Annotated in this window: 10 protein-coding genes; 2 read left to right on the top strand and 8 right to left on the bottom strand. The window is 65.6% G+C overall.

The window, feature by feature from the left end; genetic code table 11:
* Positions 1-47: 47 nt before the first annotated feature.
* Complete coding sequence (locus tag ACOOE2_RS09665) at positions 48-353, bottom strand: Hpt domain-containing protein (RefSeq protein ID WP_420382802.1); 306 nt, start codon at positions 351-353, stop codon at positions 48-50.
* Positions 354-456: 103 nt separating this feature from the next.
* Between ACOOE2_RS09665 and ACOOE2_RS09660 the strand changes: the two genes are divergently transcribed.
* Positions 457-3,108: a hypothetical protein gene (locus ACOOE2_RS09660; protein WP_420382801.1), complete on the top strand. Its 2,652-nt coding sequence runs from the start codon at positions 457-459 to the stop codon at positions 3,106-3,108.
* 217 nt (positions 3,109-3,325) lie between these two features.
* On the opposite strand, the gene ACOOE2_RS09655 is transcribed toward ACOOE2_RS09660, so the two are convergent.
* From ACOOE2_RS09655 to ACOOE2_RS09625, 7 genes are all read right to left on the bottom strand, one after another.
* The gene (locus tag ACOOE2_RS09655; protein WP_420382800.1) at positions 3,326-6,718 is read right to left on the bottom strand and encodes an error-prone DNA polymerase; all 3,393 of its coding nucleotides are present in this window, start codon (positions 6,716-6,718) and stop codon (positions 3,326-3,328) included.
* A gap of 6 nt (positions 6,719-6,724) precedes the next feature.
* Positions 6,725-8,125: a UdgX family uracil-DNA binding protein gene (locus tag ACOOE2_RS09650; protein WP_420382799.1), complete on the bottom strand. Its 1,401-nt coding sequence runs from the start codon at positions 8,123-8,125 to the stop codon at positions 6,725-6,727.
* A gap of 193 nt (positions 8,126-8,318) precedes the next feature.
* On the bottom strand, positions 8,319-9,566 hold the full coding sequence (locus ACOOE2_RS09645) for a putative DNA modification/repair radical SAM protein (protein ID WP_420382798.1): 1,248 nt from the start codon (positions 9,564-9,566) through the stop codon (positions 8,319-8,321).
* A 67-nt stretch (positions 9,567-9,633) separates the two neighbouring features.
* A complete protein-coding gene (locus ACOOE2_RS09640; RefSeq protein WP_420382797.1) occupies positions 9,634-10,656 on the bottom strand; it encodes an acyltransferase family protein in 1,023 nt (340 codons plus the stop codon).
* A gap of 78 nt (positions 10,657-10,734) precedes the next feature.
* Positions 10,735-12,309: a DUF6504 family protein gene (locus ACOOE2_RS09635; RefSeq protein WP_420382796.1), complete on the bottom strand. Its 1,575-nt coding sequence runs from the start codon at positions 12,307-12,309 to the stop codon at positions 10,735-10,737.
* The gene (locus ACOOE2_RS09630) at positions 12,206-12,763 is read right to left on the bottom strand and encodes a hypothetical protein (RefSeq protein WP_420382795.1); all 558 of its coding nucleotides are present in this window, start codon (positions 12,761-12,763) and stop codon (positions 12,206-12,208) included. Before ACOOE2_RS09630 ends, ACOOE2_RS09635 begins: the two co-directional genes overlap by 104 nt.
* A 415-nt stretch (positions 12,764-13,178) precedes the next feature.
* The gene (locus tag ACOOE2_RS09625; protein WP_420382794.1) at positions 13,179-14,651 is read right to left on the bottom strand and encodes an amino acid permease; all 1,473 of its coding nucleotides are present in this window, start codon (positions 14,649-14,651) and stop codon (positions 13,179-13,181) included.
* A gap of 237 nt (positions 14,652-14,888) precedes the next feature.
* Here ACOOE2_RS09625 and panB point away from each other — a divergent pair, with 237 nt between their 5' ends.
* The gene (panB, locus tag ACOOE2_RS09620) at positions 14,889-15,764 is read left to right on the top strand and encodes a 3-methyl-2-oxobutanoate hydroxymethyltransferase (RefSeq protein ID WP_420382793.1); all 876 of its coding nucleotides are present in this window, start codon (positions 14,889-14,891) and stop codon (positions 15,762-15,764) included.
* The last annotated feature ends 39 nt before the right edge of the window (positions 15,765-15,803 follow it).

Below are 15,803 nucleotides of genomic sequence, written 5' to 3'. Positions count from 1 at the left end.
TAGGCGCAGCATGGCAACCTGCCAAGCCGCCGTGTCAGATCATCCGATCAGGCCGCAGGATCGATTTCGGCGAGCAAGGTGCGGATACGGCGCAACACCGTTGGATCGCCCGGCGCACCGGCGATCGCGGCTTCGGCCAGCGTGACCAGTTCCGCCCCGTGAAATGTCGCGGCAAGGCCCTTCAGGCGCTCGCCCGCCATGCGCCAGTTGGCATCGCAGCGTGCGCGTTCGAGCAGATTGAGCGCAGACAGCGCGCTGTCGAGAAACGCCCGGCGCAATTCGCGCAACAGCGCAGGATCATCGCCCAGCGCCGCGACCAGATGCGCGTCGATCGTTTCGCCCAGATAAGCCATGGTGCACGCTATGCCACGATCAGTATTAACGCCGGGTTAGACCGCAGGAAAATCGTACGCGCACACTGTCGCTTCGGTCACAAAGCGTGATAGTGTCCCATTCATGAACGGGGGATCACGCATTATCGCGCTCGACGGCAGTGAGGTCGACGGCAGGCCGGTCGATGGCGGGCCGGACGAGCATGCCGAGACTGGGGCTCCGCGCACGCTTGCCGCGCATGATGATTTCGCCGACGACACTATGGCCGATGAGGCGCCTGTCGGCCGATTGCGCTGGCTCGTTCCGGCGCTTGCCACGGCGTTGATCGTTGCATGGACGGTGCTGTTCGGCGTGGGCAAGGCTGCCGGACTTCGCCACGGGGTTACGCCCGAAATGGTGGTCGAAATGGTCGCCGGGTGGACATTGCCGGTGATGCTGGTGCTGGTGGGCGTGCTGATCGCACGCACGACCTTGCGCGATGCAAGCCGCCATGCCGTCGTGATCCACGCGCTGGCCGATGAAAGCCGCGAGCTCGATCATCGTTTGCGCGCGATGAATGTCGAACTGTCGCTGGCGCGCGATTTCATTGCGGCGCAAAGCCGCGATCTGGAAAGCCTGGGCCGGATCGCGGTCGATCGCCTGTCGGGATCGGCCGAAGCGCTGAAGGACGTGATTGCCGACCAGAGTCGCGACATGGACCATATCGGCGTGGTCGCGGCCAAGGCGCTCGACAATATCGAAACGCTGCGCGCGCATCTGCCGGTGATCAGCAATTCGGCCAAGGATGCGGCCAATTCGATCGCCAATGCCGGGCGCACGGCAGAGAGCCACCTCGACGACCTGATCGACGGGTTCAACCGGCTCAACGAATTCGGCACCGCCAGCGGGCGCAAGGTCGACGATGTGCGGGCGCAAGTCGATACCGCGCTCGATGCCTTTGCGTCGGCGACTGAACGGATTGGCCTCGCCGGTGAAGTACGGCTGCGCGCAGTGATCGACGAGCTGGAAGCACAGCGCGCGCGTATCGACCGCGAGGAAATTACGGCGCTTGCCGGGATTCGCGCGCGCGCGGAAACTTTGGCGCATGAACTGGCCGGGCAGCGCGAAGTGCTGTCGCGCGCCGAGGAAGACAGCCTGGGCGCGCTCGCCACGCGGATTGCCGCGCTCGATGGCGATGTGCGCAAAGTCGCCGCGTCGCTGGCGCGCGCGATCGAGGAAGTCGGGCGCGATCATGACGACCTCGTTGCCGCATCGCGCGATCGCCTGCGCCGGTTCGAGGAAAGCGCTGGCGCGCTGGGCCGAACGCTGGTCGACGAGGCGGGCCATGTCGATGAAGCGCTGGCCGCGCGGCGCCATGCGCTCGAGGCCGCGCTGAATGCCACCGCCGACGGGTTTGCGACGCGGCTCGACGCGATCGACAGCGCGATCGGGCAGCGCCGCGCGGCGATGGCCGCTGCCGCCGCCGATATGGCCGATGCGATCGACACCCGGCTGGTGCGGACAGGCGACACGATCGATACCCAGCGCCAGCGCCAGATCGACAATATCGAGAAACTGGCCGCGACATGCGACGTGCTGTCCGAACGCGTTGCCGGCTTCGCCACGATTATCGACAGCACCGCCGACGAAGGATCGCGCACCGCCGCGATCGTCGATGCGGCGCTGGCCACGCTGACCTCGCGCCTGAATGCCACGCGCGGCGCGCTGGCGGGCACCGACGAGACGATCGCCTTGCTGACGGATTCGGCCGTTCGCCTGCTCGAACTGATCGAGGCGACGAGCGGGCACACCCGCACCCACATCCCCGATGCGCTGAGCCACGCGATGACCGGGCTGGGCGGGATCGAAACGCGCGTGGATACCTTGCGCGACACGCTCCACCAGGCGGGCGATGCCGGGCGCGTGCTGACCGAGACGATAGCCGGTGCGGGCACGCGTGCGAGCACCGTGCTGGGCGAAATCACCACGATCAACGAAACCGTGCTGGCGCGCGCCACCGAACAGGAACGGCGCCTGGCGCATGTCCGCGACATCCTGCGCAGCGCACAGGCCGAAAGCGATACGCTGAGCGGATCGATCGAGCGGCGCCTGGCCGGTGCGATCGCCGAGCTGGAGGCCGCCGCGCACAAGGCGGGCGAGGATCTGAGCAAGACGACCGCCACGCAGATCAGCGCCCTGGCCGCGCGGTTTGGCGAGGAAACGAGCGCGGCGCTGGCCAAAGTCGTGCAGGGGCGCGGCGCGCAGCTGATCGCGCGGCTGGAAGAGGCGATGGACAGTGCATCGAGTTCCGCGCGCGAAACCGCGGTGCAGATGCGCGACCAGCTGGCCAAGATCGACGAACTGGCGGGCAATCTGGAAAGCCGCGTCGGCCGCGCGCGCGAACAGGCCGAGGAACAGGTCGACAGCGATTTCGCCAGACGGACCGCGCTGATCACCGAAAGCCTCAATTCGACCGCGATCGATATCGCGCGCATCCTGTCATCCGACGTGTCCGAAAGCGCGTGGGCCTCGTATCTGCGCGGCGAGCGCGGCATTTTCACCCGCCGCGCGGTCTCGCTGCTCGATGCATCCGATGCGCGCGTGGTGCAGCAGCATTATGAAACCGATGGCGAATTCCAGGCGCATGTGAACCGTTACATCCATGATTTCGAAGCGATGCTGCGGCAGTTGCTGTCGACGCGCGACGGCAATGCGCTGGGCGTGACGCTGCTGTCGTCGGACATGGGCAAGCTGTATGTGGCGCTGGCGCAAGGCATCGAGCGGTTGCGGACTTAGGTTAGCCCAAAAGTGATCGTCGCCCCTACCGCTCATCGTCGCACTGCCCCCACCCCACTCGTCAGCCCGGACTTGATCCGGGGTTAGGCTTCTTCTTCGTTTCCATTGTTGCGCCCAAAAAAGCCTGGTCCCGGATCAAGTCCGGGACGACGACTGAAAGGTCGGATAGGCAAGGCCGCTTCAGCCGCCTCTCCTGGTCGGCCCACCTGCCCGCTCGTCAATGAAAATCGCGTGACTTGGGAATAACCCGCACATCGCGCGGATGGCGGTGCGACGGCGCGGCATGCAAACTGCCCACCAGGTCCGCATTCGCCAGCGTCAGACGGAACGTTTCATCCGACAGCCGGGCCAGTTCATCACTGGCATCGGTCATATGCGCGGCGATCACATGCACCACTTCCTCGTCGTATTCGACCCGGCCGCGCACTTCCATCAGGCGCGCGCCCATCACCACCTTGCGCTGTTTCTGCTTGAGATCGGGCCATATCACCAGGTTGATCACCCCGGTTTCATCCTCCAGCGTGATGAAGCACACCCCCTTCGCGCTGCCCGGTTGCTGGCGCACCAGCACGACGCCGGCCACATGGATCATCGCGTGGCTCTTGCGGCCGCGCAGGTCGCATGCGCGCACAAACCCGCGCTCGGCCAGGCGCGGGCGCAGAAACGCCATCGGATGCGCCTTCAGCGACAGGCGAAGGGTCTGGTAATCAGCCACCACCTCTTCGCTCGCGGGCATCACCGGCAGGCGCGTGCGCACTGCTTCTGCGCCTTCGTCGCGCGCGCCCATCGCGGCAAACAGCGGCAGATCGGGCGCCGCGATCAGGCTGCGCGCGTGCCACAGCGCCTCGCGCCGCGAGATGCCGATCGATTCGAACGCATCGGCCGCCGCCAGCCGCTCGATCACCGCCGGCGACAGCCCCGCCCGCGCGCGCAGATCGCCCAGATCGCCATATGCGCCCTCGTGCTGGCGCGCGGCGATCAAAGCAACCGCGTGGATTTCGGAAAACCCGTCGATCTGCCGCAGCCCGAGCCGCAGCGCCGTGCCGCCATCCTCCAGCGTGCAATCCCATTCGCTGTGGTTGACATCGGGGCCATGCACGACAACGCCGTGATCGCGCGCATCACGCACGATCTGCGCCGGCGCGTAAAATCCCATCGGCTGCGAATTGAGCAACCCGCAGGCAAACGCCGCCGGGTAATGGCATTTCAGCCAGCTAGACACATAGACCAGCAGCGCAAAGCTGGCCGCGTGGCTTTCGGGAAAGCCGTATTCGCCAAAGCCCTTGATCTGGTTGAAACAGCGCCCGGCAAAATCGGGATCATAGCCGCGATCGATCATCCGCCCGACCATCAGCTCTTCCAGCGCGTCGACCATGCCCCGGCTGCGGAATGTCGCCATCGCCTTGCGCAGCTGGTTGGCCTCCAGCCCTGTGAATTTCGCCGCATCGAGCGCGATCTTCATCGCCTGTTCCTGGAAAATCGGCACGCCATAGGTACGCCCCAGGATCGAGGTCAGCTCGTCGGGCGGGCCGTGGCGCGGATCGGGCGCGGGGATCACGACCGGCTCGTCGCCGCGCCGCCGTTTCAGATAGGGGTGCACCATGTCACCCTGGATGGGCCCGGGACGCACGATCGCGACCTGCACCACCAGATCATAGAATTCGCGCGGACGCAGGCGCGGCAGCATGTTCATCTGCGCGCGGCTTTCGACCTGGAACACGCCGAGCGAATCGCCCCGGCACAACATGTCGTAGACCGCCGGATCCTCGCGCGGGACCGTCGCCAGGGTCAGGTCGCGGCCATGATGCGCGCCCAGCAGATCGAGGCATTTGCGGATGCAGGTCAGCATCCCCAGTGCCAGGACATCGACTTTCAGAATGCCCAGCGCGTCGATGTCATCCTTGTCCCATTCGATAAAGCTGCGATCGGGCATCGCGCCATTGCCGACGGGCACGGTTTCGATCAGCCAGTCGCGCGTCAGGATGAACCCGCCGACATGCTGCGACAGATGGCGGGGCATGCCGATCATCTGTTCGGCCAGCCGGATCACCCGGCGCAAATGCGGGTCGGACAGATCGAGCCCGGCCTGCGCCACATTGTTTTCCGCCAGATCGGTGCCCCAGCTGCCCCAGACGGTGCGCGCGAGCGCGCCGGTCACATCCTCGGTCAGGCCCATTGCCTTGCCCACTTCGCGGATCGCCATGCGCGGGCGATAGTGGATGACCGTCGCGCACAGGCCCGCGCGGTGGCGGCCATAGCGGCGATAGATGTACTGGATGACCTCTTCGCGCCGTTCGTGTTCGAAATCGACATCGATATCGGGCGGTTCCTTGCGCTCTTCGGAAATGAACCGGTCGAACAGCAGCGCGTGCTTGTCGGGATCGACCGCGGTGATGCCCAGGCAATAGCACACTGCCGAATTGGCTGCAGAGCCTCGCCCCTGGCACAGGATCGGCGGGTTTTGCCCCCGCGCGAAATCGACGATGTCCTTGATCGTCAGGAAATAGGCCGGCAGATTCAGCTGTGCGATCAGCGCGAGCTCGCGCCGCAAGGTCTCTGCCACTTTTTCGGGGACGCCGGCGGGATAGCGTCCCTTCGCGCCGATCCACGTCTGTTCGTCAAGCCAGCTTTGCGGGTCGCGGCCCGGGGGGCAGATTTCCTCGGGATATTCATAGCTGAGCTCGATCAGCGCAAAGGTGCAGCGATCGGCCAACGCACGCGCGGCGACCAGCGCATGGGGCCAGCGATCGAACAGCCGCGCCATCGCTTCGGGCGATTTCAGATGGCGTTCGGAATTCGGTTCCAGCCAGTGGCCGGCACTGGCAACGGTGCATTTGTGGCGGATCGCGGTCATCACATCGTGCAGCGGGCGCCGCGCTGCCTCGGCATACAGGACATCGTTGGTCGCCAGGATCGTCAGGCCGGCGCTGCGCGCCATCGCGTCGATCGCATTGATCCGCGCCACATCATCGCCGCGATGGATATACCCCGCCGCGACATGGCGCAGACCTCGCAGGCTGTGGACAAGATGGGCGATAATCCCGGCAATATCGGTGGACAACAGGCGCGCCGGGCGTGGATGACCTGTGGGTAACGGCATCACGTTGCCCGGTATCGTGATCGTCAGGACCTGATCCAGATCGCGCGGCGGGATCAGCACCAGCGTCATGCCTTCGCTGTGTGCCGCCAGCATCGCCAGCGTGATGTCGCATCGCCCTTTTTCCTGCCACTCACCCTCGGGCGTCGCCATGCGCCCGGCCGAAATCAGGCGGCACAGCCGCCCATACCCCGCGCGGTCATGCGGATATGCCAGGAACGCCAGTCCCTCGATCGTTTCGATCCGGCAGCCGATGACCGGTCGCAACCCGAGTTCCAGCGCCTCGACATGAAACCGCACCACCCCGGCCATCGAATTGACATCGGCAATCCCGACAGCGTCGTAGCCCAACGCGCGGGCGGCGGTGACGAGGTCGACCGGGTCCGACGCGCCGCGCAGAAACGAGAAACAGCTCATCAAACCAAGTTCGACGAAATCCGCACGGGCCAATGGACCGGATGGGCCATCGGATGCGACATGACGGCGGGCAGGAGTGAGCGCGGCTTCGGGCATCGCGGATCATTCGCCCAGGTGCCGCTTGGCCAAAGCGAGATCGGCGGCAAACCGCACTTCCTCTTCGGCGCGCGTCGTATCGCCCAGCCGCAGCAGATAGCTGGGATGCGTCGTGATCAACAATTGCGCGCCGTGATCGAGCGGCAGCAGTTTTCCGCGCTCCTGCTGCACCCCGACCGTGCGCCCCAGGATGCCGCGCGCCGCGCTGGCGCCGAGCGCGACGATCAGCCGGGGCCGAACAAGCGCGCGTTCCGCATCGAGCCACCAGCGGCAGGTATCGATTTCGCGCGCCTGCGGAGTCTGATGCAGCCGCCGCTTGCCTTGCTGGGTATGGCGGAAATGGCGCACCGCATTGGTCAGCCGCGCGGTCGCCAGGTCGATGCCGGCGCGCCGCGCGTGATCGCGCAGCACCTGCCCGGCGGGGCCGACGAACGGCCGCCCGGTGCGTTCCTCGGTATCGCCCGGCTGTTCGCCAACGATCATCAGCGCGGCGGGCGATGCCCCCTCGCCCGGCACCGCGCGCGTGCCGTTACAGCCGATGGCGCAGCGCCGGCATGCCGATACCGCGTCATTCAGCGCCGCCAGCGTTTCGGGCGGGCGGCCCATCTCTTCGCCGCCAAGCGCGATCATCGATGCTTCGCGTGCCTGCGCCTGCGCGATCAGTTCGGGGATCAGGTCCGCCTCGGGCAGGTTTTTCCAGTAACGCCGCGGCATTTCCTTGACCATCGCATCGACTTTCAGCCGCGCGGGGTTGAAGATCGCGGCGTAATAGGTGCGCCACAAGTCCTCGGCCGGATCGCCACCCGGCACATCGCTGCGGTTCGCCGGCGGGCCCTGGTGCAGCACTTCGCCATCCCAGTGCAACGCACCCAGCGGCGTAAGGATCGACCAGCGCATCGCGGCAAACCGGCGCACGAAAAATCCCGCGTTGGCCGCCAGGATATGGTGCCCGGGTTCGAACCACGCGACATACTGGTCCACCTCCGGGCATTCGATCACGCGAAACCGCACGAATGCGCGCATCTTGTGGATATCGCGCCGGACCACGCGGGCCAGCGCATCCATCGCGCGCACATCGGGATCAGCGCGGTCTTCCATCAGCCGGGGCGCCGATTGCAGGCGCCACAACACCCGGTACAGCAGATCGAACCGCGCCGGATCGGCGTGGAGCGCTGCGCTTTGCGCCAGTTCGATATAGCCGCGCGAGGCGCGCACGGGCGGCGTGCCGGCGGGCGTCGGCGGCGGCGGGCCGACTTCGGCATCGAACAGATCGCCTGCCGCTGCGCCAGGCAGAGCCCAACCCACCCGGTCGGGCGCAATGCCGGCCTGGATCAGCCGCCGCGCGCTGTCGCGCCAGCCTTCGAAATCATCATGCGCCGCGATCGGCACGCGATAGAGCGCGGTCATTGCAAGAAATCCTCCCCGGCACGGGGAGGGGGACCGCCCGCAGGGTGGTGGAGGGGCGGTGCCTCACGACGCACACCGCGCGATGATGCACTGTCTGCCTGGCGCGTCTTCGCGAAGTTATCGCCATGAGGCACTGCCCCTCCACCACTGCTTCGCGTGGTCCCCCTCCCCGTCCCGGGGAGGATTCTGCCCTTCACGCCCCGAACAGCTCAAGCTGCTCCCCCCCGCGCGGTGCAACCACACTGCGCAGATCTGCCCGGTCGGCCAGCATCACCGGGCGCCAGTCGGCAGCGATGATGAACGGGCGCACCTTGATCAGCGACACGGTCAGCCGCGCGATGTCTTCGAGCCGCAGCAGGCGCAGGCGCCGCGCCGACAGGATGGCATTAACCGCGCGCACGCCCAGCCCCGGCACGCGCAGCAGCGTTTCGCGCGCGGCACGATTGACATCGACCGGAAAGCGGTCGCGGAATTTCAGCGCGAAGGCCAGTTTCGGATCGATATCGAGCGGCAGCATTCCGCCTGGATCGGCCGCGGCGTTTACTTCATCGGCGCGATAGCCGTAAAACCGCATCAGCCAGTCGGATTGATATAGCCGGTGTTCGCGCATCAGCGGTGGGCGTTTGAGCGGCAGCACCGCGCTGGCATCGGGGATCGGGCTGAACGCCGAATAGTACACGCGGCGCAAACCAAACCGGCCATAGAGCCCGGACGAACGCGTGATGATATCGGCGTCGCTGGCGGCATCGGCACCGATGATCATCTGCGTCGACTGGCCCGCGGGCGCAAATTTCGGCGCGTTGCGGAAATGGCGCTTGGCATCGCGCGTTTCCACAATCGCATCCTGGATCACATTCATCGCGCCTTCGATCACTGGCACCGATTTGTCGGGGGCCAGGCGGGTCAGGCCGGCGACGGTGGGCAATTCGACATTGATCGACACGCGATCGGCAAACAACCCGGCGCGGCGGACCAGTTCGGGATCGGCCTCGGGGATCGTCTTGAGGTGAATATAGCCGCGAAACTGGTGTTCTTCGCGCAGGATCCGCGCCGCCTCGATCATCTGTTCCATCGTGTGGCTGGAGCTCTTGATGATGCCCGATGACAGAAAAAGGCCCTCGATATAATTGCGGCGATAGAACGACAGCGTCAGGTCGGCGACCTCCTGCGGCGAAAACCGTGCGCGGCGCACATTCGAGCTCTTGCGGTTGATGCAGTAATGGCAGTCGAAAATGCAGTGGTTGGTCAGCAGGATTTTCAGCAGCGAGATACACCGGCCATCTGGCGCATAGGCATGACAGATGCCGGAGCCTTCGGTCGATCCGATGCCTTTGCCGTTTCGGCTGTCGCGCTTGCTCGTGCCCGATGACGCGCAGGAGGCGTCGTATTTGGCCGCATCGGCCAGAACCCCGAGTTTTTCCATCGTCGTCAGCTGAGTCATGTGTTCTATATATGTTCCAAACGTCGCATATACCAGTGGCCAAAAGGGAGACCGCCGGAAAAACCGCTCAGGCCAGCCGGATTACCGTTGGGGCATAGCGCAGCGCCGGCCGTTTGCGCGGAGCAAGGCCGAGCGGCGCCAGCCCGCCGTGGCGTGAGAGAAATTCGTGAATGAGCAAAGGCACGCCCAGCCCCACCGCCGTGCATGCGATCCAGTAGACGAGCGGCTGTTGCGGGATATGCAGCCGTGTCAACACGATCCGCGCGCCGGCCGTGCCCAGGATGTGCATGACGTAGATTGTCATCGACGCGCGGCCGAGACGCAGGAACAGCGGTTGCATCACACTGCCCGCCGCTATGCGCGCCAGCACCAGCATGAAGGCGATGCCGCAGGTGGCGGCAGGCAAGGCGGCGGGTTTCAGATACGGCGTCGCCCCGCCGTGCGGCATCAGCACGAATGCGGCGCACCACAGCACGGCAAATAGCGCGAGCAGCAGCGCATGGGCCGGCAGCGCCCTGATCCGCGATGCGCCCAGCGCGCCCGCCACGAAAAACACCGCCTGATAACAGATCTGATGCCCGATCGCATCGCCATCGAGAAAGTGGCTGGCGATCATCCCGGCCAGCGCCAGTGGCACGAGGATACGCGCGCGCACACCGACAAAGCTGACGACCACCATGTAAATCATCAGCGCATAAAGGAACCAGAATGGCGAAATCGGCTGCCAGCCGATCTTGCTCAGCGCCGACCAGTCCCCCTTGCCATTGGTCATGCCCGACAGCAGCACCAGCAAAGTGCCCTGCACCAGCGACCACAGCACATAAGGCCACGCGATCGTCCAGGCCTTGGACTGCAGGAACCCACGGCGCCCGCGTTGCAGCGATGCTGTGACGTTCAGCCCGGCCAGCAGCATGAACAGCGGCATGTGAAAGGTGTAGAGCCCCAGGTCGAACCAATGCCAGACCGGCGCGCGCGCGATGTTTGCGGAGACCAGCCCGCGTTCGGCATGGCCGGCGACGACGAGCACGATGCCCATGCCTCTGGCGATATCGAGCCATTCGATCCGGGGTCTGTTCGCTGTGGTGCCCATGGCACAGGCCTAGATCGTGCCGGGCGTCGATGCATGACGCATCGCATCGGTGTCGGAGGTTTATGGGCGGTGATGTACCTACCCGCACATCCCCTGCAGAAACCACTCGGGCATGCCGCCGCGCCCGTCGTCGGGCAATCCGCGACGAAAAATCCAGTAGCGGCGGCCTTTGCTGTCTTCGATACGGTAATAGTCGCGCAGCCGTGCGCCGCCCTTTTCGCGCCACCATTCGGGCGCGATGCGTTCGGGGCCGGCAGCGCGGGTGATCTCGTGGACGTGGCCGCGCCAGCGGAACACGCGGGGCAGGCCATCGGGCGCTTCATAGATCACCGCGATCGGCTCGGCGCGGTCGAGCAGTTTTAGCGGGCGCGGATGAAGCGCCAGCTCTTCCTGAACGATCAATGCCGGATCGGGCGCCACCCAGCGTTGCGCACGCTCGGGCATGTGGCTGGCGCGCGGCACCGGCATCGCGACCGCGTCGCTGCCCAGCCGCACGGTCAGCCGGTCGAGACACGCCGCCAGGCTGGTGCCGTGTGTGGCCGCAGCTGTCTCGAGGTCATCCTGCGTCAGCGCAAGTGGCTGCGCCCAGGGCGCGGACAGGCGCACCAGTTCGAAGCCGAAGCCGGCGTCGCAATCCTCCAGCCGATCGGCAAACAGCCGCGCGATATGCACAGGATCGCGCGTGGCCGCAGCCAGCTCGATCCGGCGCACCAGCACATCGCCATCGACTTTCCACAGGCCCAGTTCGATCCGGCGTGCGCCCTGCCCGCCTGCCTCCAGCAGGCGTGCGAGCGCGGTCGCCAGATCGTCGACCACGCGGTCGAGCAGCGTGCGGTGGCGGATCGGCTCCATCAGCCGGCGCTGGACCATCGGCACGGGTACGGCCTGCACCGGCAGGATCGGTTCGGGCACGCGCCCGGCCATCTGATCCAGCCGGATCAACGGATTGGCCACTGGCGAGCGCCGGTCGCGAAACCGGCGCGCGAGCGCGGCGCGGCCGACCTGCGCCAGATCGCCAATGCGCTTGAGCCCCAGCCGTTCGAGCAGCAGCACGACCGGCTGGTCAAGCCGCAGCGCCGCCACCGGCAGACCGGCCAGCGCCACCAGCGGATCGGCATCGGGGGGCAGCGTGCCATGATCGGCGCCATGATGCGCAATCGCCCAGGCCGCGCCGGCGGTCGGCGCAATGCCCAGCCGCACCGACAGCCCGCGCGCGGCAAAGCGCGTTCCCGCATCGGCCATCATCGCCGTCTCGCCGCCGAACAGATGCGGCACGCCCGTCACATCGATGATCAGGCCATCGGGCGCGTCGAGCGCAGACCACGGCCCCCATTGCTGCGCCCACAGCGCCAGCGTTTCGAGCAAGGCGCGGTCGGCCGCCGGATCGGCCGGATAGACGATCAGCCCGGGCGCGACCGCGCGCGCATCGGCAAGCAGCACGCCGACACGCGCGCCGGCCTGCCGCGCCGGTCTGGACACGGCAGTGATGCGCGGGCCATGTGCGGTTTCGCCGGCCAGCACAAAGGGTTCGTCGTCAGGCGGCCCCTTTTCAAGCCGTCTGTTGTTCAGGCACCAGCGATCGATCGGCAGTGCCGGAAACCACACCGCCATGATCCGGCGTGAAGACGCGCAAGTCTTCGTGCTGTCCGTCATGACCAAGCATCCATTGACCGGGTTGAAAGGTGTGCGCGCGGAACAGATCGGCCTGCCAGCGCGGATCGCCTGGCGCCTGGGTATTCCATTGCGGCGGCGGACTGGGCGCAGAGACGACGTCCCAGCGCATCCGTGCCGAGCCCAGATCGTGGCGCGCCGCCAGCCGCACCAGCCACAGCGGCACGCCATGCTTTGTGGAAACCAGGCTCAACCGGCGCGAGGCGGTAAAATCGAGCGCTGCCGGATTGCCCGCGATTTCGCCGATGACGAATGCCAGGTCGCGGCAGCGCAGCCCTTCTTCCATGGCAAACAGCGCGTCCTGCGCCTTGTCGGCGGCGACATGGATCAGCCGGTGGCGCAAGGATCGGGGCAAGCCCGGACGATACGGCCGGCCCGACAGGCGGATCGCGGTCTTGTCCTGCACCCACAGCCACGGGCGATGGTCATTAGGCACATGCGCAAATGCCAGCGCCAGCGCGGCCCCGCCGGCCTCGTCGGCCGAGGCGAACAGTTCGGTGTGCAGGCATCTGTTATCCTCCCCGGAACGGGGAGGGGGACCGCGCCCCTCTTTCTTTGGGACGTGGTGGAGGGGCGTTGCCTCATGACGCAAGGGAACAACGACAGGCCTGTCTGACGCGTACTCGCGCGCTTCGTTCAGTACGTCTGCGTGAGCGATGCCTGTAGGGAAACGCCCCTCCACCACGCTGCGCGCGGTCCCCCTCCCCGTTCCGGGGAGGATTTTAGAGGAGGCGATTCGGATCATGTTCTTATTATGTTCTCATTTTCCGATCGCGCAATAGGCGGATATGGAATGGGCCGGAAAACGCCCCCGCGTTTCCGGCCCACCACGGTGTCAAATCGGCACAAGCTTATTCGTCGGTGATCCCGCGTCCGACATAGCTGCGGCTACGGCTATAGGCGTAATAGACCACCAGCCCGATTGCCGCCCAGCCCACAAACAGCTCCATCGTTGCCAATGAAAGGCTGAAAAACAGATAGATACAGCCCGCGATCGAGATCGGCGCGATAACCCATACCCCCGGCGTGCGGAATGGGCGGACGCGGTTGGCATCGGTGCGGCGCAAGACCATCACCGCGATCGACACGGCGGCAAACGCAAACAATGTCCCGGAATTGGACACATCTGCCAGCAAACCGACCGGAAAAAATGCCGCGAACAATGCCACGAACACGCCCGTCAGAATCGTGATCACATACGGGGTGTGAAATCTGGGGTGCACCTTGGAAAAGAATTCAGGCAACAGCCCGTCGCGGCTCATGACGAAGAAAATGCGCGTCTGGCCAAACATCATCATCAGGATGACCGATGGCAGCGCAAGGATCGCCGCAGCCCCGACCAGCCAGCCCACGAACGGATGCCCGACCTGGCGCAACGTCCACGCCAGTGCTTCCTTCGAACACACGACCGCGTTGTCCTGGATCAGCGAACACGCATGCGACATCGCGGGCGTGCCTGGTTCGAGCGCGACATGCCCCGGGCCGAACATCGGCTGCGCGCCGACCGTGCCGATGACCCCTGCGGCAACCAACATGTAGAACACCGTACAGATCGCCAGGCTGCCGATCAGGCCGATCGGCATGTTGCGCTGCGGATTGGTGGTTTCCTCGGCCGCAGTGGAAACCGCGTCAAACCCGACGTAAGCGAAAAAGATCGACGCCGCAGCCCCCGAAATCCCGGTAAACCCGACCGGCGCAAACGGCGTGAAATGGCCCGAGCGGATCACCGGCAGCGTCAGCGCGACAAACAGCGTCAGCGCGGCGATCTTGATCGCCACCAGCACCGCATTGACCGTCGCGCTTTCCTTCGTGCCCAGCACCAGCAGCCAGGTGATCACCGCCGCGATCGCCATGGCCGGCATATTGATGATCCCGCCATCGAACGGCCCGCGGATATACGCCAGCGGGACAACGACATGGAATGTATTCTGGATAAACCCGATCATATAGCCGGACCACCCGACCGAAACCGCACCGGCCGCAATCGCGTATTCCAGGATCAGCGCCCAGCCGACCATCCACGCGACCAGCTCGCCCATCACGGCATAGCTGTAGGTATAGGCCGATCCCGAAACCGGGACCATCGCGGCCATTTCGGCATAGCACAGCGCCGCCACTGCGCAGACGAACCCGGCGATGACAAAGCTGAGCATCATGCCCGGCCCCGCCTTTTGCGCGGCCTCTGCGGTCAGTACGAAGATGCCGGTGCCGATCACCGCGCCCACGCCGAGCATGGTCAACTGGAATGCGCCGAGTGTACGATGCAGCGACTTTTTCTCGGCCGTCGCTAGAATGGCGTCGAGTGATTTGACGCGACCAAACATTGATTTCTCCCGCCGTGGCCCATTGCAGATCGCCCGGCCACAACAGCGCCCACCCACCCTGGGGCACGCCTTGGCCGGACCTGGTTGCAACGGAAACCAGGTTAATTGACCGACGCTAGACGTACGCACGCGCGCGGCAAAGCGCTTTTTGGTCAAGCGGATGCGCAAATGCCCTTGTGCGCCATGCAAAAACCCCCGACCACTGTGAGCCGGATCGCAATCCCACAGGAAAAGACCATGTCCACGACGTTTCAGCTCGATACATCGACCAGCCGGGCAAACCCGACGCCCGCGCCGATGAAACGACTGACCGTGCCCGAAGTGCGCCAGCGCAAGGTCGATGGCACGACGCAGATGCCGATCGTGATGCTGACCGCGTATACCGCGCGGCAGGCGCAATTGCTCGATGCGCATTGCGATCTGCTGCTGGTCGGGGATTCGCTGGGTCAGGTTATCTATGGCCTGGCATCGAGCGTGCCGGTGACGCTGGACATGATGATCGCGCATGGCGCCGCCGTGGTGCGCGGCAGCTATCACGCCGCGGTGATCGTCGACATGCCATTCGGCACATACGAGGCTTCGCCCGAAATCGCGTTCGCCAGCGCCGCGCGGATCATGAAGGAAACCGGGTGCGCCGGGGTCAAGCTGGAGGGCGGCGAAGCGATGGCGGCCACCGTCGCGTTCCTGATCCGCCGGGGCATTCCGGTGATGGGCCATGTCGGGCTGACCCCGCAGGCCGTCAATGTGCTGGGCGGCTACAACGCGCGCGGACGCAGCGACGCGGAAGCCGAAACGATCCTGGCCGATGCCCGCGCGCTGGATACCGCCGGCGCATTTGCGGTGGTGATCGAAGGCGTGGTCGAACCGATCGCGATCGCCATCACCCAGGCGATCGCGTGTCCTGCGATCGGCATCGGCGCGTCGGCGCAATGCGATGGCCAGGTGCTGGTCACCGACGACATGCTCGGCATGTTCGACCGCGTACCGCGCTTTGTCAAAGTGTACGAGAACATCGCCGAAACCATCGGCTCGGCGGCAGCGCGCTATGCCCAAGACGTGCGCCAAAGGACATTCCCCGGCATTGAACAGACCTATCAACCGCGCAAGATCTGAAAGTGCCCGTGCCACCGCCACCCCGAACGTGCCGCAAAA

Origin of the sequence: Novosphingobium sp., from assembly GCF_965214355.1 — a bacterium.
In the GTDB taxonomy this organism is placed as follows: Bacteria; Pseudomonadota; Alphaproteobacteria; order Sphingomonadales; family Sphingomonadaceae; genus Novosphingobium.
Note: the sequence above shows the minus strand (reverse complement) of the source record. Positions and strands in the feature narration are given on the sequence as shown.

Bases quoted from the DNA above. Each gene is read 5' to 3' on its own strand.
- ACOOE2_RS09645 (WP_420382798.1), bottom strand. From the start codon at position 9,566: ATGACTCAGCTGACGACGATGGAAAAACTCGGGGTTCTGGCCGATGCG.
- ACOOE2_RS09635 (WP_420382796.1), bottom strand. From the start codon at position 12,309: ATGACGGACAGCACGAAGACTTGCGCGTCTTCACGCCGGATCATGGCG.
- panB (WP_420382793.1), top strand. From the start codon at position 14,889: ATGTCCACGACGTTTCAGCTCGATACATCGACCAGCCGGGCAAACCCG.
- ACOOE2_RS09650 (WP_420382799.1), bottom strand. From the start codon at position 8,125: ATGACCGCGCTCTATCGCGTGCCGATCGCGGCGCATGATGATTTCGAA.
- ACOOE2_RS09665 (WP_420382802.1), bottom strand. From the start codon at position 353: ATGGCTTATCTGGGCGAAACGATCGACGCGCATCTGGTCGCGGCGCTG.
- ACOOE2_RS09655 (WP_420382800.1), bottom strand. From the start codon at position 6,718: ATGCCCGAAGCCGCGCTCACTCCTGCCCGCCGTCATGTCGCATCCGAT.
- ACOOE2_RS09640 (WP_420382797.1), bottom strand. From the start codon at position 10,656: ATGGGCACCACAGCGAACAGACCCCGGATCGAATGGCTCGATATCGCC.
- ACOOE2_RS09625 (WP_420382794.1), bottom strand. From the start codon at position 14,651: ATGTTTGGTCGCGTCAAATCACTCGACGCCATTCTAGCGACGGCCGAG.
- ACOOE2_RS09660 (WP_420382801.1), top strand. From the start codon at position 457: ATGAACGGGGGATCACGCATTATCGCGCTCGACGGCAGTGAGGTCGAC.